Origin of the sequence: Microbacterium terrisoli (assembly GCF_030866805.1) — a bacterium.
GTDB lineage: Bacteria > Actinomycetota > Actinomycetes > Actinomycetales > Microbacteriaceae > Microbacterium > Microbacterium terrisoli.
Map to the genome: position 1 here is coordinate 2,214,376 of NZ_CP133019.1, position 21,427 is coordinate 2,235,802.

The 21,427-nt window shown below is 66.9% G+C and carries 23 protein-coding genes; 5 read left to right on the top strand and 18 right to left on the bottom strand.

The window, feature by feature from the left end:
• Positions 1 to 9 precede the first annotated feature (9 nt).
• Positions 10 to 1,407, top strand: coding sequence for a dihydrolipoyl dehydrogenase (gene lpdA / locus QU603_RS09845; RefSeq protein ID WP_308491215.1), 1,398 nt, complete (start codon positions 10 to 12; stop codon positions 1,405 to 1,407).
• A 162-nt stretch (positions 1,408 to 1,569) separates the two neighbouring features.
• On the opposite strand, the gene QU603_RS09850 is transcribed toward lpdA, so the two are convergent.
• The 3 genes from QU603_RS09850 to QU603_RS09860 form a co-directional block, all read right to left on the bottom strand.
• On the bottom strand, positions 1,570 to 2,043 hold the full coding sequence (locus tag QU603_RS09850; RefSeq protein ID WP_308491216.1) for a hypothetical protein: 474 nt from the start codon (positions 2,041 to 2,043) through the stop codon (positions 1,570 to 1,572).
• Between the two features lie 230 nt (positions 2,044 to 2,273).
• The gene (locus QU603_RS09855; protein WP_308491217.1) at positions 2,274 to 2,960 is read right to left on the bottom strand and encodes a CYTH domain-containing protein; all 687 of its coding nucleotides are present in this window, start codon (positions 2,958 to 2,960) and stop codon (positions 2,274 to 2,276) included.
• The gene (locus QU603_RS09860) at positions 2,957 to 3,184 is read right to left on the bottom strand and encodes a response regulator (RefSeq protein WP_308491218.1); all 228 of its coding nucleotides are present in this window, start codon (positions 3,182 to 3,184) and stop codon (positions 2,957 to 2,959) included. The genes QU603_RS09855 and QU603_RS09860 overlap by 4 nt, the downstream gene beginning before the upstream one ends.
• A 132-nt stretch (positions 3,185 to 3,316) precedes the next feature.
• On the opposite strand from QU603_RS09860, the gene nadE reads away from it, so the two are divergent.
• A complete protein-coding gene (nadE, locus tag QU603_RS09865; RefSeq protein ID WP_308491219.1) occupies positions 3,317 to 4,147 on the top strand; it encodes an NAD(+) synthase in 831 nt (276 codons plus the stop codon).
• A 30-nt stretch (positions 4,148 to 4,177) separates the two neighbouring features.
• On the opposite strand, the gene QU603_RS09870 is transcribed toward nadE, so the two are convergent.
• Positions 4,178 to 5,683: a CoA-acylating methylmalonate-semialdehyde dehydrogenase gene (locus tag QU603_RS09870; protein WP_308491220.1), complete on the bottom strand. Its 1,506-nt coding sequence runs from the start codon at positions 5,681 to 5,683 to the stop codon at positions 4,178 to 4,180.
• Between the two features lie 37 nt (positions 5,684 to 5,720).
• Positions 5,721 to 6,632 (bottom strand): NAD(P)-dependent oxidoreductase, encoded by a 912-nt coding sequence (locus QU603_RS09875; protein ID WP_308491221.1) that lies wholly within the window; start codon positions 6,630 to 6,632, stop codon positions 5,721 to 5,723.
• Between the two features lie 198 nt (positions 6,633 to 6,830).
• Between QU603_RS09875 and QU603_RS09880 the strand changes: the two genes are divergently transcribed.
• A complete protein-coding gene (locus tag QU603_RS09880; RefSeq protein WP_308491222.1) occupies positions 6,831 to 7,709 on the top strand; it encodes a LysR family transcriptional regulator in 879 nt (292 codons plus the stop codon).
• A gap of 128 nt (positions 7,710 to 7,837) precedes the next feature.
• Positions 7,838 to 9,508 carry a GspE/PulE family protein gene (locus QU603_RS09885; RefSeq protein WP_308491223.1) on the top strand — a complete coding sequence of 557 codons (1,671 nt, stop codon included), beginning with the start codon at positions 7,838 to 7,840 and terminating at the stop codon, positions 9,506 to 9,508.
• A gap of 129 nt (positions 9,509 to 9,637) precedes the next feature.
• Here QU603_RS09885 and QU603_RS09890 read toward each other — a convergent pair whose 3' ends face one another.
• Positions 9,638 to 10,258 (bottom strand): TetR/AcrR family transcriptional regulator, encoded by a 621-nt coding sequence (locus QU603_RS09890; protein WP_308491224.1) that lies wholly within the window; start codon positions 10,256 to 10,258, stop codon positions 9,638 to 9,640.
• A 70-nt stretch (positions 10,259 to 10,328) separates the two neighbouring features.
• Here QU603_RS09890 and QU603_RS09895 point away from each other — a divergent pair, with 70 nt between their 5' ends.
• On the top strand, positions 10,329 to 11,228 hold the full coding sequence (locus tag QU603_RS09895) for an NAD(P)H-binding protein (protein WP_308491225.1): 900 nt from the start codon (positions 10,329 to 10,331) through the stop codon (positions 11,226 to 11,228).
• Positions 11,229 to 11,253: 25 nt separating this feature from the next.
• Here the strand turns inward: QU603_RS09895 and QU603_RS09900 are convergent, their stop codons facing one another.
• From QU603_RS09900 to QU603_RS09955, 12 genes are all read right to left on the bottom strand, one after another.
• On the bottom strand, positions 11,254 to 12,201 hold the full coding sequence (locus tag QU603_RS09900) for an ATP-grasp domain-containing protein (protein WP_308491226.1): 948 nt from the start codon (positions 12,199 to 12,201) through the stop codon (positions 11,254 to 11,256).
• Between the two features lies 1 nt (position 12,202).
• On the bottom strand, positions 12,203 to 12,502 hold the full coding sequence (locus QU603_RS09905) for a hypothetical protein (RefSeq protein WP_308491227.1): 300 nt from the start codon (positions 12,500 to 12,502) through the stop codon (positions 12,203 to 12,205).
• A 285-nt stretch (positions 12,503 to 12,787) separates the two neighbouring features.
• Positions 12,788 to 14,026 (bottom strand): type II secretion system F family protein, encoded by a 1,239-nt coding sequence (locus QU603_RS09910; RefSeq protein WP_308491228.1) that lies wholly within the window; start codon positions 14,024 to 14,026, stop codon positions 12,788 to 12,790.
• Positions 14,023 to 15,165 carry a type IV pilus twitching motility protein PilT gene (locus QU603_RS09915; protein ID WP_308491229.1) on the bottom strand — a complete coding sequence of 381 codons (1,143 nt, stop codon included), beginning with the start codon at positions 15,163 to 15,165 and terminating at the stop codon, positions 14,023 to 14,025. Before QU603_RS09915 ends, QU603_RS09910 begins: the two co-directional genes overlap by 4 nt.
• Positions 15,162 to 15,857 (bottom strand): hypothetical protein, encoded by a 696-nt coding sequence (locus QU603_RS09920; RefSeq protein ID WP_308491230.1) that lies wholly within the window; start codon positions 15,855 to 15,857, stop codon positions 15,162 to 15,164. The genes QU603_RS09915 and QU603_RS09920 overlap by 4 nt, the downstream gene beginning before the upstream one ends.
• Positions 15,854 to 16,507, bottom strand: coding sequence for a hypothetical protein (locus tag QU603_RS09925; protein WP_308491231.1), 654 nt, complete (start codon positions 16,505 to 16,507; stop codon positions 15,854 to 15,856). Before QU603_RS09925 ends, QU603_RS09920 begins: the two co-directional genes overlap by 4 nt.
• Positions 16,507 to 17,553 (bottom strand): type IV pilus biogenesis protein PilM, encoded by a 1,047-nt coding sequence (gene pilM, locus QU603_RS09930; RefSeq protein ID WP_308491232.1) that lies wholly within the window; start codon positions 17,551 to 17,553, stop codon positions 16,507 to 16,509. The genes QU603_RS09925 and pilM overlap by 1 nt, the downstream gene beginning before the upstream one ends.
• Before the next feature lie 12 nt (positions 17,554 to 17,565).
• Positions 17,566 to 18,423 carry a prepilin peptidase gene (locus QU603_RS09935; RefSeq protein WP_308491233.1) on the bottom strand — a complete coding sequence of 286 codons (858 nt, stop codon included), beginning with the start codon at positions 18,421 to 18,423 and terminating at the stop codon, positions 17,566 to 17,568.
• Between the two features lie 8 nt (positions 18,424 to 18,431).
• Entirely contained in the window at positions 18,432 to 19,937 is a 1,506-nt protein-coding gene (locus QU603_RS09940; RefSeq protein ID WP_308491234.1) for a bactofilin family protein, read from the bottom strand.
• A gap of 53 nt (positions 19,938 to 19,990) precedes the next feature.
• Positions 19,991 to 20,527, bottom strand: a complete 537-nt coding sequence (locus QU603_RS09945) for a PilW family protein (protein WP_369698779.1) — start codon at positions 20,525 to 20,527, stop codon at positions 19,991 to 19,993.
• The gene (locus tag QU603_RS09950; RefSeq protein ID WP_308491236.1) at positions 20,524 to 20,907 is read right to left on the bottom strand and encodes a prepilin-type N-terminal cleavage/methylation domain-containing protein; all 384 of its coding nucleotides are present in this window, start codon (positions 20,905 to 20,907) and stop codon (positions 20,524 to 20,526) included. Before QU603_RS09950 ends, QU603_RS09945 begins: the two co-directional genes overlap by 4 nt.
• A gap of 75 nt (positions 20,908 to 20,982) precedes the next feature.
• The gene (locus QU603_RS09955; RefSeq protein WP_308491237.1) at positions 20,983 to 21,405 is read right to left on the bottom strand and encodes a prepilin-type N-terminal cleavage/methylation domain-containing protein; all 423 of its coding nucleotides are present in this window, start codon (positions 21,403 to 21,405) and stop codon (positions 20,983 to 20,985) included.
• Positions 21,406 to 21,427 lie beyond the last annotated feature (22 nt).

Below are 21,427 nucleotides of genomic sequence, written 5' to 3' on the forward strand. Positions count from 1 at the left end.
CTGGAAGGCATGCCACATTATGACGTCGTGATCCTCGGCGCCGGCCCCGGCGGGTATGTCGCGGCCGTTCGCAGCGCTCAGTTGGGTCTTTCCACCGCAATCATCGAAGAGAAGTACTGGGGCGGTGTGTGCCTGAACGTGGGCTGCATCCCCTCGAAGGCTCTGCTGAAGAATGCCGACCTCGCGCACCAGGTGCTGCACAAGGCCGAGCTGTTCGGCATCTCGGGTGACGTGCACTTCGACTTCGGCGTCGCGTGGGACCGCAGCCGCAAGGTGGCCGAGACGCACGTCAAGGGCATCCACTTCCTGATGAAGAAGAACAAGGTCACCGAGTACGACGGCCGCGGCTCTTTCACCGGCGCGAACGCGATCACCGTGACCAAGTCCGACGGGTCCACCGAGGAGGTCACGTTCGACAACGCGATCATCTCGACCGGCTCGAAGGTGCGCAGCCTGCCGGGTGTGACCATCGGCGGCAACATCGTGTCGTTCGAGGAGCAGATCCTCACGCGCGAGCTGCCGAAGTCGATCGTCATCGTCGGAGCCGGCGCGATCGGCATGGAGTTCGCCTTCGTCCTGCGCAACTACGGCGTCGAGGTCACGATCATCGAATACCTCGACCGGGCGCTGCCCAACGAAGACGCCGAGGTCTCGAAGGAGATCACAAAGCAGTACAAGGGCTACGGCATCCCGATCCTCACCTCGACCAAGGTCGAGACGGTCACTGACGACGGCTCGAAGGTCACCGTCACCTACACCGACAAAGACGGAGTGGCCGGCTCGGTCGAGGCCGACAAGGTGCTCATGTCGGTCGGCTTCGCGCCGAACGTCGAGAACTTCGGCCTGGAGAACACCGGGGTCGCCCTCACCGAGCGCGGCGCGATCGACATCGATGACTACATGCGCACCAACGTGCCGCACATCTACGCGATCGGCGACGTGACCGCGAAGCTGCAGCTCGCGCACGTGGCCGAGGCGCAGGCCGTCGTCGCCGCCGAGACCATCGCCGGTGCCGAGACCATGACGCTGGGTGACTACCGCATGATGCCGCGCGCGACCTTCTGCTCGCCGCAGATCGCCTCGTTCGGTCTGACCGAGCAGCAGGCGCGCGACGCCGGCTACGACGTCAAGGTCGCGAAGTTCCCGTTCTCGGCGAACGGCAAGGCCAACGGTCTGGGCGAGCCGGTCGGGTTCGTCAAGCTGATCGCCGACGGCGAGCACCTCGAGCTGCTGGGCGGCCACATGGTCGGCCCCGACGTGTCGGAGCTGCTGCCCGAACTGACCCTCGCGCAGAAGTGGGATCTGACCGCTCTGGAGGCCGCCCGCAACGTGCACACCCACCCGACGCTGTCGGAGGCCCTCCAAGAAGGCTTCCATGGTCTGGCCGGACACATGATCAACCTCTAGACTGTTGGTCAGTCTCCCGGATTCCGGGAACCCAACGACGCCGCCCTGCTCGAAGCCGAGGGCGGCGTCGCTGATTTCCGGCGGCACCCGCGGTCGTTCTCGCGGCGCCCTCGGCGCCTCGCGGGCGCAGCCGGCCGACACGCCGCGCCCGCACGGAGGCGGTCAGCGCACGAGCATGAACCCCGTGTCGCTGACCGGGGTCTCGAAGCCGGTCGTCGCGTCGAACAGACAGAACTGCACCCACGCGGACCCCGACGCCAGCTCGCCGAAGCCCTGCTCGGTCTGATCGACGGTGAAGGTGGCGACATGGTTCATCCCGTCGCAGTCCAGCACGCCGGCGTGCGTCTGACTCCACGCAGCTGACGCCTGGGACGAGCCCTCGGTCGCCAGGATCGGGTCGGCCGTGCGATCCGCGGTCTGCTTGACCGAGATCCACAGGTGGGTCTGGTCGGCCCCGCCGGTGCAGGTGTACCGGGCCGTGACCGTCGCGGTGGTGGCGCCCGTCTGATGGACGATGCCGACCAGCTGAGCCGAGGTCGACCGCGCGGGCGGTGCGGCCAATGCGGGCCCGGCGGTGCCGAGCACAGCGAAACCGGCCAGAGCGAGCAGCGTGAAGAACTTTCGAGACGTGCGCATGGAAATCCCCTTTGATCCATAAACGGGGCTCGACCAGCGGAATACCGGCCGAACTCCCCCCAGAATGAGGTTCAGACTAGACCTCAGGAGCTTGCCGGCGATAGCCCCAATATCGGACCCCCCGGATCCCGCCCTCGCACGGCGCCGGTGGCGAGACCATACGCTCCCGCTGCACGGTCGGCGGGGGTGCCGAGCGGCCGGGCGAGCCAGGCCGAGAAGGCCCGGGCGAGTCAGGCAGAGAGGGCCCGGGCGAGCTTTGACGGGGATGCCGATACCCGGCCGCCTGCGGCGGCGACCAGTGCATCCACTTCGGTGAAGAACGCCGCGATCTGGGCCGGGGTCGCAGGGCCGGCCGGGCCGAGCTCGACCTCCCACTCGCGCCAGGACTGCTCGCCGCCCGAACGCTCGTTGCGCGCGGTGACGTGGTCGTCGACGACTTCGGCCACCAGTTTTCCGGCGACATCGCGCAGCCCGTAGGCGACGCGGTGGTTGCGGATGCGGGCGATCGGCACGAACGGCCCTGCGGAGCGGTCGGCGAGAGCTGCCGCCACCGCGGCCGGAACGCCGCCGGTCCCGCCATCGCCGCCATCGCCGCCATCGCCGCCATCGCCGCCATCGGCAGAATCGGAGGCCGCGGCATCCACCGTCAACGGCCAGTGGTATTCATGCTTGCCGTCCACGGCCGACACCTTGATGTGCCAGCCGGCGTCGGGGCCGCCTTCGCGGCGGCGCACCGCCGCTCCCCCGCGGGCGAGCGCCAGATCGGCCGTGTCGAAGTATCGGGCGTCGAGCTCGCGCGGCTCGGGCGCGTCGACGCCGACCACGCCGGGCAGCGCGCGCCAGTTCGGCAGTACCACGCCGTCGTCGACGTCGTACTTGCGCTCGATCTCGAGGGAATGCTCCGGCTGCGAGCTCACTCGTCCCGGCCGTCGGGGTCGGGATTGATGTCTTCGGTCGCCTCGGCATAGACGAATCGCGTCTCGGTGGGTCCGTCGTGGGCTCCGGTATTGGCCGCAGCGCCCTCGCGGCGATAGACCAGCTGGCCACCGCCGTACGGCATGATGAGCGAGTCGGAGGCTCCCGGTTCGAGCGGGATGATCTGCCCGTCGAGCGGGCCGCCGGAGAGACGTGCGATTGCCATGGTCACATGGTAGTGCGCGGGCAGGGATTGGGCGGGAATGTGCGCGTGCCGGCCTCGCGGGACTGCAACCCGGTCGTTGACACGCGACTCACGGCGTTCGCGGTGTCGCCGAGAGCAGACCAGACTAGGGACATGACTCTTCAGCACGAGATCGCCCGGGCACTCGGGGTGCGGTCCGAGATCGATCCGGCCACCGAGATCGAGCGGCGGGTGCAGTTCCTCGCCGACTATCTGATGGAGACCGGCGCGAACGGGTTCGTGCTCGGCATCTCGGGCGGACAGGACTCGACGCTGGCCGGGCGTCTGGCCCAGCTCGCCGTCCAGCGCGTCCGTGCCGGCGGCGGTACGGCCGGTTTCATCGCGGTCCGCCTGCCGTACAAAATTCAGCACGATGCGGATGACGCGGCGGCGGCGCTCGAGTTCATCTCTGCCGATCGGGTGGTCGAGGTGAACATCCAGCATGGCGTGGAGGGTGTGGAGGCCGACATCGAGCAGGCCTCGGGAGCATCCGTCTCGGATTTCAACCGGGGCAACATCAAGGCCCGCATCCGCATGGTCACGCAGTACGCGCTGGCCGGCGCCGACCGACACCTCGTGGTCGGCACCGACCATGCCGCCGAGGCGGTGACCGGCTTCTACACGAAGTTCGGTGACGGCGCCGCCGACATCCTGCCGCTGGCCGGCCTCACCAAGCGTCAGGGCAAGAGCCTCTTGCGCGAACTCGGGGCACCCGATCGACTCTGGCTGAAGGTCCCGACCGCCGACCTGCTCGACGACCGCCCCGGACGCGCCGACGAGGATGAACTCGGCCTCACCTACGAGCAGATCGACGACTATCTCGAAGGCAAGCCCGTGGATGCGGCGACCGCTGCCCGCATTGAGCAGAAATACCGGGTTTCAGAGCACAAACGCCATCTGCCGGTGTCGCCCGACGACACCTGGTGGCGCTCCGCCGGTCGTTGAGCACCGACTCGCTCAACGACCGGGGGCGACTCAGTGCGTCGGGAAGCCCAGGCTGATCTGGCTCTCGCTGGGCTCGGGCCAGCGGCTGGTGACCACCTTGCGGCGGGTGTAGAAGTTGAACGCCTCCGGCCCGTACATGTGCGTGTCGCCGAACAGCGAGTTCTTCCAGCCGCCGAACGAGAATGACCCGACCGGCACGGGGATCGGCACGTTGATGCCGACCATGCCGACCTCGATGTCGTACTCGAACTGGCGGGCGGTCTTGCCGTCGCGGGTGAACACCGCCGTGCCGTTTCCGTACGGGTTCTCGTTGATCATCTTGACGGCCTCGTCGTAGGTGTCCACGCGCAGCACCGAGAGCACCGGGCCGAACACCTCTTCGTCGTACACGGCCATGCCGGGCGTGACGTCGTCGACCAGCGACGCGCCCAGGAAGAACCCGTCCGAGTCGAACTGCTGCTCACGTCCGTCCACGACGAGGGTCGCCCCCGCATCGGAGACGCCGTCGACGAACCCGCGCACCCGCTCGCGCGCGGCGGCGGTGATCAGCGGGCCGATCTCGTTGTCGGGGTCGAAGCCGTCGCCGATGCGCAGGTTCTTCATGCGCTCGGCGACCTTGGCCACCAGCGCATCGCCCACGCCGCCGACGGCGACCACGGCCGAGATCGCCATGCAGCGCTCCCCCGCCGAGCCGAATCCGGCGGACACCGCCGCGTCGGCTGCGGCATCCAGGTCTGCATCGGGCATGACCACCATGTGGTTCTTCGCGCCGCCCAGGGCCTGCACGCGCTTGCCGTGCGCGGCGGCCTCGGTGTAGATGTACTTGGCGATCGGCGTGGAGCCGACGAACGAGACGGCCTTGATGATCGGGTCGGCCAGGATCGCGTCGACGGTCTCTTTGTCGCCGTGCACGACGTTGAGCACTCCGTCGGGCAGTCCCGCCTCACGGAAGATGTCGGCGATCCACACGGCGGCCGAGGGGTCGCGTTCGCTCGGCTTGAGGATCACCGCGTTGCCGGCGGCGATGGCGGTGGGCACCATCCACAGCGGCAGCATGGCCGGGAAGTTGAACGGCGTGATGCAGGCGACCACGCCCAGCGGCTGGCGCACCTGGTGCACGTCCAGGCCGGTCGCGATCTGCTCGGAGTACTCGCCCTTCAGGTGATGCATGAGGCCCGTGCAGAACTCGACGTTCTCCAGCCCCCGGGTGACCTCGCCGAGCGCGTCGGCGACGGTCTTGCCGTGCTGTGCGGTGATGATGCGGGCGAGCTCTTCGCCGCGGGTGACGATCAGGTCGCGCACGCGGAACATCAGCTGCGCGCGCTTGACCAGACCCACATCGCGCCACTTCTTCTGCGCTTCGGCGGCCACGCGGGCCGCCTCGGCGACGAGGCCGGCAGAGGCGAGGCCGACCTCGCCGGTCTGGGTGCCCAGCGACGGGTTGTAGACGGCTCCGCGTCGCTCTGCGGGGTCGATGCGCCGGCCGCCGACGATGTGCGGAATCTGGGTGAGGGTTGACTGGAGTGTCGTACTCATGATGTGTCCTTCGTGTGGAGTGTGGATGCCGCGCACCTCAGGGGGTGTAGCCGCGCAGGGTGCCGTCGGGTGTGACGAGCTTGGTCACCAGCGAGCAGTCCTTGCCGCCCAGGCCTTCGGCCGACAGCTGCTCGAGCTGCGAGAGCGCGAGCTCGGCGGCCGGCAGGTGCATGCCGGTGGATTCGCCCGCTTTGACGGCCAGACCGCAGTCCTTGCGGGCCAGGTCGACCGAGAACGTCGCGTCGAAGTTGCGGTTGGCTGCGGCGCTGTCGACCACGCCCGGCACCGGGTACCACGTGCGCTGCGGCCAGGATTGGCCCGACGACACGTTGGCGACGCTGTAGAAGACCTTGGGGTCAAGGCCCAGCTGCTCTGCCAGCTGCGATCCTTCGGCCACGCCCATCATCGAGACGAACAGCATCATGTTGTTCACGAGCTTCGCGGCGATGCCGGCGGTCGGCCCGCCGCAGGCGATCACCGAACCGGCCATCGCCTGCGCGTACACCGCGGCCCGTTCGACGTCGGCGCTGTCGCCGCCGAGCATGAATGTCAGCGTGTGCGCCTCGGCGCCTGCGGTGCCGCCCGAGATGGGACTGTCGACGAAGTGGAAGCCGCGGGCCGCCGACTCGTCATGGCACCAGCGCGAGGTCTCGACGTCGACGGTCGAGGTGTCCAGCAGCAGCGTGTCGGTCGACGCGTGCGCCCAGATGCCGTCGTCGCTCTCGTAGACGCCGCGCACGTGCTGCGGCATCGGCAGTGAGGTGAAGCACGCGTCGGCACCGTCCAGCGCCTCGGCGATGCTGCCGACGGTGCCGATGCCTCGTGCCTCTGCGGCGGCGATGCAGTCCGGAGAGATGTCGAAGCCGCGCACCGTGTGTCCGGCGGCGACGAGGTTTGCACTCATGGGCGCGCCCATATGACCGAGCCCGATCCACGCGATGGTCGACATCCTGCCTCCTTGTAGGTGTCAGCGCCTGCCGCACGCCTGCCAGCGCAGGTTCACTGCGGCAAGCACGTCTTGCACGTGCCGCGCGGCGGCATCGTGACCACCGCGTCATGGCCAGGATAGGCTCGGTCCGACTGCAGATCAATGCACACAGCGGCGGCAATGTTGCACGGTCACCGTGCGCGGATGCACACTGTGAGGATGCCTTCCGATCCTCAGCCCGACGCGCTGCTGACCTTGCTCGCCGTCGCGCGGCTGGGTCGTTACACGGCCGCCGCCGAAGTGCTGGGTGTGAACCACTCGACGGTGTCGCGGCGCTTGGCGGGGCTGGAAGACGCGATGGGCGGCAGGATGCTGGTGCGCACATCGAGCGGGTGGGAGATCACCGCGCTCGGCAGGCGTGCGCTGTCTGCGGCCGAGGCCATCGAATCGACACTGCACGATCTGGGTGAGGACACCGGCCGCGATTCGCTGCAGGGCATGGTGCGGGTGGCGGCGCCGGAGGGTTTCACCTCGGCGTTCCTGGTGCCGGCGATGGTGGAGCTGCAGCGCACGCATCCGGGTCTGGCGATCGAGCTGCTGGCCGCCACGCAGCGTGTGCGGCAGAACCGGTCGGGCGTCGACCTCGAGATCGTGGTCGGCCGCCCGGTCGTGCACCGTGCGTTCGCGACACCGGTGTGCGATTATTCGCTGCGGCTGTATGCGGCGCCGTCCTACCTTGAGCGCCACGGCGCGCCGGCCTCGCTCGATGAGCTGTCGCGGCATCCTGTCATCTATTACGTGGAGTCGTCTCTGCAGGTGGACGAATTGGATGCTGCGACCCTGCGGCTGCCGGCCTCTCCCCCGTCGATCCGGTCGACGAGCGTGTTCGCGCACATGGAGGCGACGGCTGCCGGCGCCGGAATCGGGGTGCTGCCGGACTTTCTGGCCGACGTCGATGACCGGGTGGTGCCGGTGCTGCGCGACGCGTATGCGCATCCGCTGTCGTATTGGGCGGTCGTGCGCGACGAGGGGCCGCGCAATCAGGCGGTCGCGGCGACTCTGGAGGCGCTGCGCCGGATCGTGGACCGCGCCGGCTGATCGGGAGGTACTGCCGTCCGCCGCGGCGGGCGCGCCGGGACGCCCACCCGCTTAGGATGTTCCTGGGGAACTGCGGCGATTGACCGCGGGAATTGACCGCGGGAATGCGACGGGGATTGGGGACACGTGTGAGAGGACTCGCGCAGACGCTCGTGCTGACCGGCGCGATGCGCGCGGCCGAGATGTCGGAGGCGATTGCTCAACACGGTGACGGCGCCGAGCTGACCGCGCAGCTGGTGGCTTCGCGGGCGATCACGCCGGCGCAGCTGGCCGAGGCCGTCGCGGTGCACACCGGGTACCGCTACGTCGACATGAGCGGGGCCACACTGGATCCGACGGTCGTCGCGCTGGTGTCGGGGGCGCTGTGTCGCCGCTATCAGATCATTCCGCTCGATCGACGTGGCGAGCGGCTGCTTGTGGGCATGCTCGATCCGACCGACATCATCGCGATCGACGATGTGACGAGCATCACCGACCTGCAGGTCGAGCCGGTGGTCGTGGCATCCGATGCCCTGGAGCAGGCGTTCGAACGCTACCTGCGCAGCGACGAAGAGCTCAGCGACCTGTCCGAGCAGCTGGGCGAGGCGGCCGATCAGACGGATTCGATCGCGTTCACCGAGGCTCTGGACGGGCAGGATGCCGATGCCCCCGTCGTGCGGTTCGTCAATCTGCTGATCTCGCAGGCCATCAACGACCGTGCCAGCGACATCCACATCGAGCCCGGTGAACGGCAGCTGACGGTGCGGTACCGCATCGACGGTGTGCTGCACGAGATGCAGAAGGCCGACCGGGCGATTCAGGACGGCATCATCTCGCGGCTGAAGATCATGTCGTCGATCGACATCGCCGAGAAGCGCAAGCCGCAGGACGGACGTCTGAGCGTCTCGCACGACGGACGCACGATCGATGTGCGTGTGGCGACCCTGCCGACGGTGTGGGGCGAGAAGATCGTCATGCGCATCCTCGACACGTCGGCGCAGCTGCTGACGATGAGCGATCTGCGGTTCTCGACCGCCAACGAGGAACGGTTCACCGCGGCGATCACGCGGCCGCACGGCATGGTGCTGGTGACGGGCCCCACCGGGTCGGGCAAGTCGACGACGCTGTACACGGCGTTGCGTGCGGTGGCCGATCCGCGGGTGAACATCATCACGGTCGAAGATCCGGTGGAGTTCCGCATTCCGGGCATCAATCAGGTTCAGGTGAACCCGCGTGCGGGGCTGACATTCCAGTCGGCACTGCGGTCGATTCTGCGCAGCGACCCGGATGTCGTGCTGGTCGGCGAGATCCGCGACCAAGAGACCGCCGTCATCTCGATCGAGGCGGCGCTGACCGGTCACCTGGTGCTCTCGACGCTGCACACGAATGATGCGCCCAGTGCGCTGACCCGTCTCACCGAGATCGGCACGGAGCCGTATCTGGTGGCCACGGCGCTGTCGGCGGTGGTGGCGCAGCGGCTGGCGCGGCAGTTGTGCACGCGGTGTCGAGTGCCGTTGGGAGCGGATGCCGACACCCTGGCAGCAGTGGGTCTGCCCGAGCACCTGGTGGAGGGTTCGCAGGTGTATCGCGCGGTCGGATGCAACGCGTGCTCGAACACGGGCTATCGCGGCCGGATCGCGCTGCACGAGGTCATGAGCGTGTCGGATGAGATCGAACAGCGTCTGGTGGCGCATGCGACCGGCACCGAACTGCGTGAGCTGGCGCTGGCGCAGGGCATGGTGTCGCTGCGCGACGACGGCTGGGAGAAGGCGGCGTCGGGTCTGACGACGATCGAAGAGGTGTTGCGCGTCTCGATGTGAGACATGGTTCGGCCGAGGCGACTCGCGCGTCTCATCGGACTCACGCCGCTCGCGCAGTCTCATCGCGCGCCGCGCTGCGCAGCGCGCTCGTCACGCGGCAGCGGTTTCCGGCGTGGGATGGAAACCCCGTCACGCCGCAACGCCCGCCAGCCGCACCCCCACCTGCCGACGGATCGCCTCGACATCAACGTCCTCCGTCAGCGTCTGGATCTCAGGCACGTCGGGCCGCGTCTCGCTGAGGCCGAACAGCAGCCGCGGCAGCTCGGGATAGACCGTGGCGCCGAGCAGCTCCCCCGCCAGCGACTGCGCAGCTGCGGCATCCAGTGTGTACGACGCCCCCACATGATCAGCCAGTCGCGCCGTGGTCGAACCGAAGAACACCTCGTGCAGCCGCGCGGCGGCGTCGGGGAACTGCACGGCCACCTCGATGCCCAGCCGACAGGTCTGGGTCAGCGACGCCCAGCCGAGCATCTGCAGAAAGCGCGCGCAGTAGAGCGCGGCTGCGTCGACGGGGTCGTCCGCGTAGCTGGCCGGGGTCATCATCCGGTGCTGGAACAGCTCGTCGACATAGTCGAGCACGGCGAGCAGCAGCACCTCTTTCGTCGCGAAATGCGCATAGAGCGATCGCTTCGACGTCGCCGCGCGGGCGGCCACGGCATCCATCGACGTGCGCTCGAACCCGGCCTCGAGAAAGGCCTCTTTGGCCTGCTCGAGGATGTGATCACGCAGCACCGCCCCGCGACGCGCCATGGTGCCCTCCTTCATTCAAGTATACGGTACAGTATAGTTTACTTATCCCCCACGACAGGAGCCCATACCCATGATCGTCGTCACCGCCCCCACCGGTCACATCGGCAGCAAAGTTCTGACCGGACTGCTCGACCAGCCCGAGCCCGTGCGGGTCATCGCCCGCGATCCGCAGAAGCTGCCCCCGGCCGCGCTCGAGCGCTTCGACGTCATCACGGGATCGCACCACGATCCGTCCGTCCTCGACCGGGCGCTGACGGATGCCAACGCGCTCTTCTGGCTGATGCCCGCCGAGCGCACCGCCCCCAGCATCTATGACGCGTACGTCACCGCGAGCATCCCCGGCGCCGAGGCATCCCGCCGCCACGGAGTCCAGCGCGTGGTCATCGTCTCGGCCCTCGGTCGCGGCACCGGCATCTACGGCGGCCACATCTCCGCGTCGCTCGCGATGGAAGATCTGTTCCGCTCCACCGGTGTGCACGTGCGCGCCCTGGCCAACCCGACGTTCATCGACAACCTGCTGCGGCAGATCCCCGCACTGCAGGCCGGCGTCCTCACCGGCAACCTGCCGGGCGACCTCGCGCTGCCCACCGTGGCGACCGCTGACATCGCGACCACCGCCGTGCGGCTGCTGCTCGATCACACCTGGACCGGTCAGGACACGATCGGCGTGATGGGCCCCGAGGACCTGTCGATGAACGACACGGCGCGCATCCTCACCGAGGTATTGGGCACTCCGATCCGCTACGAGCGCGGCGACCGCGCCGGCGACCTGCAGGCGTTCATGGGGTACGGGTTCTCTGAGGCCGTCGCCCAGGCGCTGGTCGACATGGACGTCGCCAAAGAGCGCGGCATCGATCGGGCCATCGCGCGCACGCCCGAGAACACGACCCCGACGTCGCTGCGCCGGTTCGCCGAAGAGGTGCTGAAGCCGGCGATGGATGCCGCGTCACCGCGGCACGCTGCCGCCTGACCTCGGCGCGATGCAGCAGCGGATCTCAGACAGCACCCTCACCCGAACGCGCGAGCAGAAAATCGGCGAACGGCTTGGCGACCTCCGGGCCGCCCAGCCCTTCGAGAAAGAGGAACTGCCCTTGCGGATTGACCTCCAACCAGTACGGCGGCCCACCGTCGGCCGCCGGCTTCAGGTCAGAGATCCCCATCTCGAGGCCCAGCCTGTCGTTGAGCGCGCACAGGCGACCCGCGGTGTCGGCGTCGATCTCGGCAGTGTCCACTCTCGGCCTCGGGTCGGTGCGCCAGTCCATGATGGGCGACTCGAGACGCCCGCAGATGACCGTCGAGCCCCACGCGCAGGCACGCAGATGCTGCGACCCCGGCGCGAACTCCTGATAGATGGCGGGAGAAAGGGAGAGCGCGTCATCCCCCGGCAGGTCCTCCAGCTCGAGCACACCTGCCCGTAACGGCACATCCATCGTGCTCGCGACGGGTTTGACGACCATGCGGCCGCCGACCCGCACGCAGAACTCCCGGATGTCGTCGGGCACCTGGCTGACCAGGGTGGCGGGAACCCGCAGCCCGACGTCGACGGCCGCCCTCAGCTGCACGAGCTTGAACTCTGCGTTCCTCGTCGCGTCCGGGTCGCTGACCCAGACACCGCGGAAGCCCGACCGGAACAGACCCACCACCGAATCCCGGCTGTCGTTCGAGACGACCTCGCGGGCATCGGCATCTTGCACCTGCTCGGGGACGCGGGCTTTGCCGACCCGACGCCACCACACCAGATCGAGATCCTCTGGCGTGATGACGCCGTCGGCAGACCGCAGCCGCGCTCTGGCCGCGTGGGCCGGATCGAAACTGATTCCGCCCTCTGCCGGCACGCAGTCGGCGTACACCAAAGACACCCGACCGCCGGCCTGCCTGATCCAGTGCGCCACCAATTCGGCGTGCAGATCACCGACCTGCGTCAGGATGCCGATGTGCGACAACTCAGCAGCCGTTGCCCCAGTAGTCGCAGTCGTCCCAGCCGTCACCGGAGCCCGATGTCGTCACGCACCCCGGCTTGTAGGCCATGCGCGCATCGATCGGAATCCCGACCTTGGTGCGCATCGCCTCTTCCCACTCCGCCAGCCCGTCCTGACCGGCGAATTCGAACCACTCGGCCTTGAACGGCCACACGGTGGGCACCAGCGCGCCGACCTCCTTCTCTTCCGCAAGGACGTAACGGCGGCCCGCGGTGTTGTCGAGCGCCGGCAAGGCCTCCGCGCCCGCGTTTTCGTTGTTTTCCATGGTCGTTTCCCCTTCGATCCCAGTATCGAAAAGAGCCGCTGCACGAACGCAGTCCCACAGCCTGAAGGCCGCCTCCCCGAATCTGCTGTCCGATCAGCCACTCGATTACGAATGAGGATGGCGGAGAACCACACCGAAGTCAATGGGTGCACCAGCACCCGCAACGCGAAGGAGAAGAAGGATGCCGCGACTCGGCGTGTGCCTGGGGGTGCAACCACTGGAGGGTTACGCACATTACTCGCACGGGTCGCGGCATCCGGTCATTCAGGCGTGAAGCCCGGTCTCTCAGTGTTGGTTGGCGATGTCTCCGTACAGCGTGAAGATCGGCAGATACAGCGAGACCACCATGCCGCCGATGACGATGCCGAGCCCGACGATCAGAATCGGCTCGATCATCGACGACAGCTGGTCGGTCGCGGTGGCGACCTCTTCTTCGTAGAAGTCCGCGATGCTGGCGAGCATCTCAGCGAGGGTTCCTGATTCTTCTCCGACGGCGACCATCTGCGGCACGATCTCGGGGAAGACCTCGGCGCGCGACAAGGGCGCCGCGAACGACTTGCCGGACCGGACCGAGTCCTGCACGTCACGCACGGCCTGCTCGATCTTCCAGTTGTTCGACGCCTGCCCCACGATCGACAGGGCCTGGATGATGGGCACGCCCGCATCGAGCATCATCGACAGGTTGCGCGCGAACCGGGCGACGGCGATCTTGGTGGTCAGCTTGCCGAAGATCGGCAGCTTCAGCTTGAACGGGTCGACCACGCGCCGGTAGCCGTCGGTGTAGCGGTTGCGCGCCCACCACACCCACCCCACGATCACCAGCACGATCAGCAGCGGCAAGATCCAGATCATGTTGTGCGAGATGTTCACGAGAATCTGCGTGGGTAGCGGGAGTGCCTTGCCCAATCCGGCAAACATCTTCTCGAAGATCGGCACGACGAAAGTGACCATGACCACCACGCCGATGAGCGCGATGATCAGCACGACAAGCGGGTAGGTCGTCGCCGCGCGGATCTTGCCGTGCAGTTCCGCCTCTTTGCGGTAGTTCTCCGCGATCGTGTTCAACGCCTGACCCAAGAAGCCGCCAGTCTCGCCGACGCGGATGATCGAGATCATCAGCGGCGGAAAGACCAGCCCGTGCCGGCCGAGCGCTGCCGAGAAGGACGATCCGCTCTCGACGTCGGCGGCGACCTGCGTCAGCACGGGCTTGAGCTTCTTGTCGGCGGTCTGGTCGGTGAGAATCGCGAGCGTGCGCATCAGCGGCAGGCCGGCGTTGATCAGCGCCGCCATCTGCCGCGAGAACACGGCCAGCGACTTGGCCGAGATCGTCTTGCTGAAGCTCGGCAGCGTGATCTCGCGGTGCAGCCCGGTCTTGGACAACAGCGAGACGTCGAGTGGTGTCAATCCCTGCGCACGCAGCTTGCCCGCGACGGCCGACTCGTTGGATGCCTCGACCGTCCCCTTGACGACGCTGCCGGTCGTCTGCTCCAAGGCCTTGTACGCGAACTCCTGCACGATGCTCATGCGAGAGTCCCCCATTCGTCCAGCTGCTCATCGGCGTGCACCGACCACGATTCGGCGTCGAAGTCCTTGTGGCGCACGACCACTCCGTCCAGCGACTTCGGATCGTCGGCGAACGTGCGGGCGACGGCCATCGACACAAGCCCTTCCGAGACCATCCGCCGCAGGTCTTGATCAAGAGTGTGCATGCCGACGCCGACACCTGCCTGCATGGCCGTGTAGAGCTGGGCGACCTGACCCTCGCGAATGAGGTTGGCCACCGCCGGCGTGTTGATCAGTACTTCGGTCGCGATGCAGCGGCCGTTGGACTGTGCCATCGGCAGCAGCGTCTGGCTGATGATGCCGCGCAGCGTGTCGCCCAGCTGTGCACGGATCTGGTGCTGCTGGTCGGCGGGAAAGACGTCGACGATGCGGTTTACGGCCTTTGCCGCGCCCTGAGTGTGCAGGGTCGAGAGCACCAGGTGCCCGGTCTCGGCCGCCGACAGGGCGATCGAGATCGATTCGGGGTCACGAAGCTCGCCGACGAGGATCACGTCGGGGTCTTGCCGCAGCACGCGGCGCAGCGCCTCGGTGAACGATGCGGTGTCGCTGCCGACCTCGCGCTGGTGGATCAGCGCCTTGCGGCTGGTGTGCTGAAACTCGATCGGGTCTTCGATCGTGACCACGTGCACGGGGCGGGTGCTGTTGATGATGTCGACCATCGCTGTCAGCGTCGTCGACTTTCCCGACCCGGTGGGGCCGGTCAGCAGCACGAGGCCACGTGGGTGCAGTGCGAGCTCGCGGGCGATCTGCGGAATACCGAGTTCGTCGAGTGAGAACACCCGCTCGGGAATGTAGCGCAGGGCGATCGCGATCTCACCGAGCTGGCGGAACACGTTCACTCGGAACCGGCCGATCGCCGGCTCGGCGTGGGCCAGGTCGACCTCATGCTGCTCGTGGAACTCGTCGCGCTGCTCGAGGCTCATCAGCCCGTAGGCCACGTCTTCGACCCATTCGGTCGCCAGCGGCGCCTCATAGCCCGGAACCGGCACCAGGTCACCGTCCACGCGCATGAGAGGCGGCTGCCCCGCCGTGATGTGGACGTCGGATGCCGCGCGCCGCGCGCCGACGGTAAGCAGGTGGGTGAGATCATCGGCACTCATTTCGCCGCTCCTTCCTTGGTCGGCTCGGCGAACGCCAGCGCGTTGACGTCGAGTCGGATACCGTCGGCGCTCTGCGACGCCGCGGTTGCGGTGACGACGCCGATCAGCCGCGGTCCCTTACGCAGCCCATCCAAGAAGGCGATGGCGGCCTTCGCATCTGGCACGGTCACCGAGATCGTGAACGGAACCTGCAGGCGACCGTCGGCCGATGCAGTGGCCGGTGCTGTCGATGCGGTGCCGGAGGCCGCAGCCCCGGCATCCGTGTTCGCCGAAGGCGACGGAGCCGGCGTTGGAGTTGGTGTTGGTGCGGGCGTCGGGCTGCCGGCGGGCACGGGGGCGGCCTGCTGCACGAACGCGACCGGGTCGTCGGCGTCGATCGATTCCACGGTGGCCTTGGCCGCGTCGGCGGCAACGGCGATCTGACGGAATACCTGCCAGTTCAGCGGATCAGCCGAGATCTGAGTGTGCAACTGGGCGACGCTGGCCTGTGTCTGACCGATGTTCTCTTTCGCCCTCTGCAGCTGGGTGATCTGCGCGCGGTATGCCTGGTTCGTGGCATCGACCTGTGCCGCCTGTGCGTTCGTGCTGTTCGCAGCGGTGAGTTGCGGCACGACGCCCGCGACGAAGGCGAGCACGAGCACGCCAGCGGCGACCAGACCTCCGATGAGCGAGATGATCTGCTTGTTCATCACTTCGCCTCTTTCGCGTAAGCACCGGAATAGATCGACTGGTCCCACGTGACGTCAACGGTGTAGTCGAACCCATCGGTGCCGCTCGCGGTCTTGGTCGCACGGGCGTCAGCGTGCTGTACGCCGGGGACTGTGGCGAGCTTGCGCGAGAGGCCCGCGATGTCGACGACGTTCGGGCTCGTCAGGGTGAGCGTGCCGGTGAGCCCGACCTCGCTCGCCGGTTCGCTGCCGGCTTTCGGCGGTGCGCCGGTGGCGAGGTCGAAGCCGGTCACCTTCACGTCCTTGGGCAAGGTGCCTTCGACGGACGTCAACAGCGGCTTCCACGCGAAATCGCCGCCCATCGCGTCGGCGCGGAACGATTGCAGCTCCTGCTCGGCGGCGAGGGAGGACGAGACATCCGACATGCTGCCGATCTGCGTCAGCAGGCTGTTCGTCTGCGCTTGCGCCGCAGACAAGCGCTGGGTTGATAAGAGGCTCCATGCGAACGCGGCGCCGATTGCGACAGCCGCGACCACGATCGCGGCGAACACGACCCAGAACCATTTGCGGGTGAGCACGGCGCGCTCGCGGCGGTCGACCTCGCTGCGCGGCAGCAAGCTGACGCGGGGGGCGCCGCCGACGGCGCCGGCGAAGGCGGGTGCTGTGCGGGCCATCAGCGGTCCTTTCCGAGAACGAGTCCGAGCGTGCTCACCAGCGCGTGTGCATGCTCACCGGGTGGCAACGGCATCCGGCCTACGGCCAGATCGGTGGCTCCGACCAGGCGCACGGGCGCCTCGACGCTGCCCGCGAGCGATTCGGCGACGCCGTCGATGACTGCGCCGGGGCCGGTGAGCAGCACTTGGTCGAACGGCTGGGCATCTGGCCGGTTCGAATAGAACGAGAGCGTGCTGCGCACCCGGGCCAGGAAGTCGCCATACGGCCGCTCGGCTTCGCTCGCACGCAGCCCGCTGCGGCGCACAGGTGTGACGCCTGCGGCCACGAGCTCGGCCTCGGGCACCTGTGCGGGCCGACCCGCCAGCAGGGCATCGAGGGCGTCCTCCTCAGTGGGAGCGATCTGGCGCCGGCGAACAGCGGGTGTCGCAAGGTCCACAGGCACTATGCGCACGAAGTCGGGCACGCCGTCTCTGGTGACGACGACCTGCGTCGTGTGGTCGCCGGCATACACGATCGCTCCCGTGCCCGTGGGCACCAGAGCGGCCGTCGCACGGGCGAGCCCGAACGCAGTCAGGTCGACGTCGCTGATGCGCACCTTGGCACGAGCGAAGGTCGCGATGATCTGCTCGATGGTCTCTGACACCGCAGCTACCAGCAGACCGTGCACCTGGTCACCGGTCTGTGAGATCGGGTAATAGTCGAGCACGGCCTGGCTGACCGGCACCGGCAGCAGGTCTTGCACCTGGAACGGCAGCGCCTTGCGCAGCAGGTCGGGCTTCATTGCCGTGGTGGTGTATTCGCGCACCAGAATGCGTCGACTTGCGACGCCGAGCGTGACGTTGCGCGAGCGGAATTTCGCCGTCGACCACAGCTGGCGGATCGCTAGGGCCACCGCGCCCGGGTCGAGCACTTCGGAGTCGTGCGCGGCCTCAGCCGGCAGCGGCGCTTCACCCGAAGCGACGATCTGCGGCGTGCGGCCGGTCGTGACTTCGACCGCGCGCGCGCATTCCTCGGTGATCTCCACACCGATGATCGATCTGCTCATCTTCCATTCCCCTCAGCTGTACAGCCCCAGATACCAGCGTCCGACCCATGCGCCCGCGAACAGCCCCGCCCACGCGCCCAGCAGCATCCACGGTCCGAACGGAATCGCCGTCTTGCGCCCGGCGCGGCGCAGCAGAATCAGCAGGATGCCGAAGACTCCGCCGAACAGAAATGCGGCGAAGGCGCCCACCACGAGCGTGCTCCAGCCGACCCACCCGAGATACAGGCCGATCACGCCGGCGAGTTTGACGTCGCCGCCGCCCATGCCGCGCGGACTGATCAGGCGAACGATGAAGTAGAAGACATACATCGCGGCGCCGCCGACGGCTGCCCGCAGCAGGCTCGACCAGTCGGCACCGAGCAGACACGCGACCGTGAACAGAATGAGCGTGACCGGGTATGCCGGCAGCACGATGCTGTTCGGCAGCCGATGCACGTCAAGATCGATGAGCGTGAGCACGATCGCCAAACTCACGAAGTAGAGATAGCCAACGAGCACAACCCACACACTCGGGTCATCCAAATAGGTCCCTGTGCGAGCCCCGGCGAAGCCGGCGCGAGACGAAGGGCCAGTACCCGCTCCCCCACTGATGACCCACCACGTCACAACTACGAACGCCACCCCCGTGATCGCTTCAACAATCGGGTACCGCTTCGCGATCGGCGCCTTGCAGTTCGAGCACCTGGCGCGCAGCGCGATCCACGACAGCACCGGCACGTTCTGGTACGCCCGAATTGGTGCGTCGCAGGCGGGGCACCGGCTCTCGCGCATAAGCGAAACCTTTGCCGGCACACGGTACGCAACGACGTTGAGGAACGATCCGATGGCGAGCCCGAACAGGGCTGCGAAGATGAGAATGAAGGCAGTCACGGGCTCAACTATTCCTCGGCCTGCGTCAAGCGGATCGGCTTCTGCACTTGCACCAGTGTCCCGTGGGGCCCCGTGTCGGAGCTCGTCAAGTTGCAACTCAGATCGACGAGTGGCTGCCATGCCATCGGAACGCAGGTGAACTCGGGCTGAACCCAGTTGCTGCCGTCAGCACTGCCTGAGTAGTACTGACCGTGGAACGTGTCCTTGAAACTCCCGGTGATCTTAGGGATCCCGCAAGGGGTGTAGAACATCAGGTTGACGCCGGTCTCGGGCACGGCGACCATCGTGTCGGAAGCAGGGCCGTTGACGCACGTCGGCTTCTGGTCGGGAACGGAATCGGCGTGGATGACGAACAGCTGCGTTGTCTGTCCCACCGGAGAGGTGATCGTTCCGCCCATGTTCACCGTGACTCGGCGATTCCCCGGGATCAGAAAAAGGGTGTCGTGCGGAACGACCACGGAACCGCCGATGGTGACAGTGACGTCGCCGCCGCACGACGAATAGTCGATGCCCCAGCGGGTCTTGCCTGCGGGGAGCGCAGATTTGAGTTGAGCCGTCATATCTGCAGCGCACGAGCCAGCGGGCACGTCGTACCACTCGACGTCATCACCCCACTGCCCACGATTCGCGCTGATATCGACCCACGTGGTCATGTCGTAGACCTGCTGCAGCGTGGGAACGAACACCGCTGGATCGGGTTGACCGCCCTGTGCCGTGCCGCCGATGGTCAGGCTGCTCGAGCCGGGCGTGTAGGTGCCGCCGGCGGTCACGTTGCCCGCGATCGTCCCCTTGACATTGCTGAGATTGATGTCGCCCGTCGCACGAATGTCGGTGTCACCGGTAACTCGAGGGTTCAGCGGAGTCACGCCCACACTCAGTCCGTTGGTGCTGGAGGCCACCACGCTGCCTGCTGTGGTGATGCCGCCGCCGACGGTCACACTATTCGAGCCGATCTGCACGTTGCCCTTCGCGTAGACGTTCCCCGTGACCGTGCACCCCTGGCTGAGAATCGCCTGGCCATTGAGCACCCAGAGATCGCCGTCGATGGTCGACTTGCTCGTCCCGCAGTCGTAATCTCCATGACGCACGACCACGGTGCCGGCATATGACGCGTGAGTCACCGTGAACGTGCCGTCGATGTACGCGAGAGAACCGCCAGGCTGGTTCTCATACGTTACGAGACGCTCATACACGGCTGTGATCTTCGTCGAGTCACCGTTCACGTCGAATCCCGTCGACGTGATCGTGAATGTGTCAGTTCCGGTACTGCTCGGGCAATGGTCTGCCTGTGCCGTGTAGAACGGGCCGGCGGCACTGCCGAGCGGGTTCGAGGCAGTGAGCGTGCACGTGCTTGCCAGGACGTTGGCGAGCACAGCATCCCGACCGGACTCTGCAGCGATGAACGCTTGTGTGGACGCCTTGTTCTGAGTGTTCGACTGAATCGTGAAGATGACGGTTCCAGCAATGAGGACGGCGGCAATAGCGCCGACGAACATGATCAGGAGCACGGCCACGAGGGCGACACCCTCGTCTTCTCGCGCCAGCATCACGCGCAGTCGGTTCAGACTCATTCCCAGCACCCGCCCATCGTTCCCAATGTCTGGTTGCGTGTATACGTGTCACCGGTGAACCGCACCGGTGCGGAGTCGCTCGTCGCATCGAACGCGTACGCGACACCCGTCGTGTCAAGCTCGGTGAACAGGGGAACACCACTGACCGATTCCACCCGTTCTTGCCACACTGGCCACGTCCCGATGGCCGGCTCGGTAGTGTTCGAGCTGATAGTCATGCTCAGGCCCGCTCCCGTGAGTGCAAAGCCTTGACACTGACGGTCACCGGTGAACGACGTGTTCACTTCGAGCGTGGCACCGGAGTCCAGCACCTTGAAGTCCACTGCGTTGCGCATGGCTCTCTCGATCTCCGAAGACACGAGCTGGCCGCGTGTGGTTGCCTGCGTCTGCGACGTCACACTCGCCTGCGCTTTCCACGTGTTGATGAAGAGCATCGTGATCACGCTCATCACGATGCCGAGCACCACGATGTAGACGATCAGCTCCACGAGGGTGATGCCGTCGTCGTCGTGCGCTGAGGTCGAAGAAGTCATGGCGCAGGAATGAAGATCAATGCGTCGACAGAAGCAAGTGTTGTCATACCCTGCTTCGCCGTGATGGTGAGGCGGCTGGTGTCGCCGGGAGTACAGGCGCCCGCGACCGTCGTCGTGGTGAAATTGTGGCCGGCACCGTCTGGGAAGATGCGACCGCCGGCGAGGGCGGCAAGCCCGGCGCAGCTAGTGGCGTTCTCACGGGCCTGATCAACAAGCGCGCTCAATTGCCGCGTCGCCGTTGCGACCGTCGACTGCTCGGACGAATACCGAATGCCGTTGATCATCACCGGCAGGATCGCCACCGCGATGATCCCTAGTAGGAACAGTGCGATGACGATCTCGACGAGGCCAAAGCCTGAATCATCAGATCTCCGATGCACCTGTGGCCCTCCGGTCGACTCTGAGTAGCACCGGGACCGTCACACATGGTGCCGGCCCCGGTGCGCGTGGTTGGATCAGTGACCGCCGGCTTGGGCCGCAGTACATCCGGGGCCGACACCCCACGCGGTGTAGTTTCCGCCGGTATACGTTGCCACAACGCAGATCGTCGAAATGTCCACGCCGGTGATGGTCGCCGCCACTGCCGAGACGGGAGCCTTCGTGAGATCGGCGAAAGTCGCGCCCGTAACGTCAGCCGTAACTGCGCCGCTCTTCGACGCGATGATTGCTGCAGCTGTCGCACCGTTGGCAGCCGCAGACTGCGCTGCGGCGTCGTTGGCATTCTTCTGGATGTTCGCGAAGATCGGGATCGCGATGGCGGCCAGGATGCCGATGATCACCACGACGATGATCAGCTCGATGAGCGAGAAGCCGGCCTCGCCGCTTTCCTCACGTTCGGCCTTCTTGGCCTCGATGAGGTTATGGATGGTGTTACGCATCTGCGTCTCCTGTCAGATATGG

Coding starts and splice junctions, on each gene's coding strand:
- nadE (WP_308491219.1), top strand. CDS start 3,317: ATGACTCTTCAGCACGAGATCGCCCGGGCACTCGGGGTGCGGTCCGAG.
- lpdA (WP_308491215.1), top strand. CDS start 10: ATGCCACATTATGACGTCGTGATCCTCGGCGCCGGCCCCGGCGGGTAT.
- QU603_RS09905 (WP_308491227.1), bottom strand. CDS start 12,502: ATGGAAAACAACGAAAACGCGGGCGCGGAGGCCTTGCCGGCGCTCGAC.
- QU603_RS09875 (WP_308491221.1), bottom strand. CDS start 6,632: ATGTCGACCATCGCGTGGATCGGGCTCGGTCATATGGGCGCGCCCATG.
- QU603_RS09850 (WP_308491216.1), bottom strand. CDS start 2,043: ATGCGCACGTCTCGAAAGTTCTTCACGCTGCTCGCTCTGGCCGGTTTC.
- QU603_RS09860 (WP_308491218.1), bottom strand. CDS start 3,184: ATGGCAATCGCACGTCTCTCCGGCGGCCCGCTCGACGGGCAGATCATC.
- QU603_RS09890 (WP_308491224.1), bottom strand. CDS start 10,258: ATGGCGCGTCGCGGGGCGGTGCTGCGTGATCACATCCTCGAGCAGGCC.
- QU603_RS09915 (WP_308491229.1), bottom strand. CDS start 15,165: ATGAGTGCCGATGATCTCACCCACCTGCTTACCGTCGGCGCGCGGCGC.
- QU603_RS09895 (WP_308491225.1), top strand. CDS start 10,329: ATGATCGTCGTCACCGCCCCCACCGGTCACATCGGCAGCAAAGTTCTG.
- QU603_RS09910 (WP_308491228.1), bottom strand. CDS start 14,026: ATGAGCATCGTGCAGGAGTTCGCGTACAAGGCCTTGGAGCAGACGACC.
- QU603_RS09880 (WP_308491222.1), top strand. CDS start 6,831: ATGCCTTCCGATCCTCAGCCCGACGCGCTGCTGACCTTGCTCGCCGTC.
- QU603_RS09955 (WP_308491237.1), bottom strand. CDS start 21,405: ATGCGTAACACCATCCATAACCTCATCGAGGCCAAGAAGGCCGAACGT.
- QU603_RS09925 (WP_308491231.1), bottom strand. CDS start 16,507: ATGGCCCGCACAGCACCCGCCTTCGCCGGCGCCGTCGGCGGCGCCCCC.
- QU603_RS09945 (WP_369698779.1), bottom strand. CDS start 20,527: ATGACTTCTTCGACCTCAGCGCACGACGACGACGGCATCACCCTCGTG.
- pilM (WP_308491232.1), bottom strand. CDS start 17,553: ATGAGCAGATCGATCATCGGTGTGGAGATCACCGAGGAATGCGCGCGC.
- QU603_RS09870 (WP_308491220.1), bottom strand. CDS start 5,683: ATGAGTACGACACTCCAGTCAACCCTCACCCAGATTCCGCACATCGTC.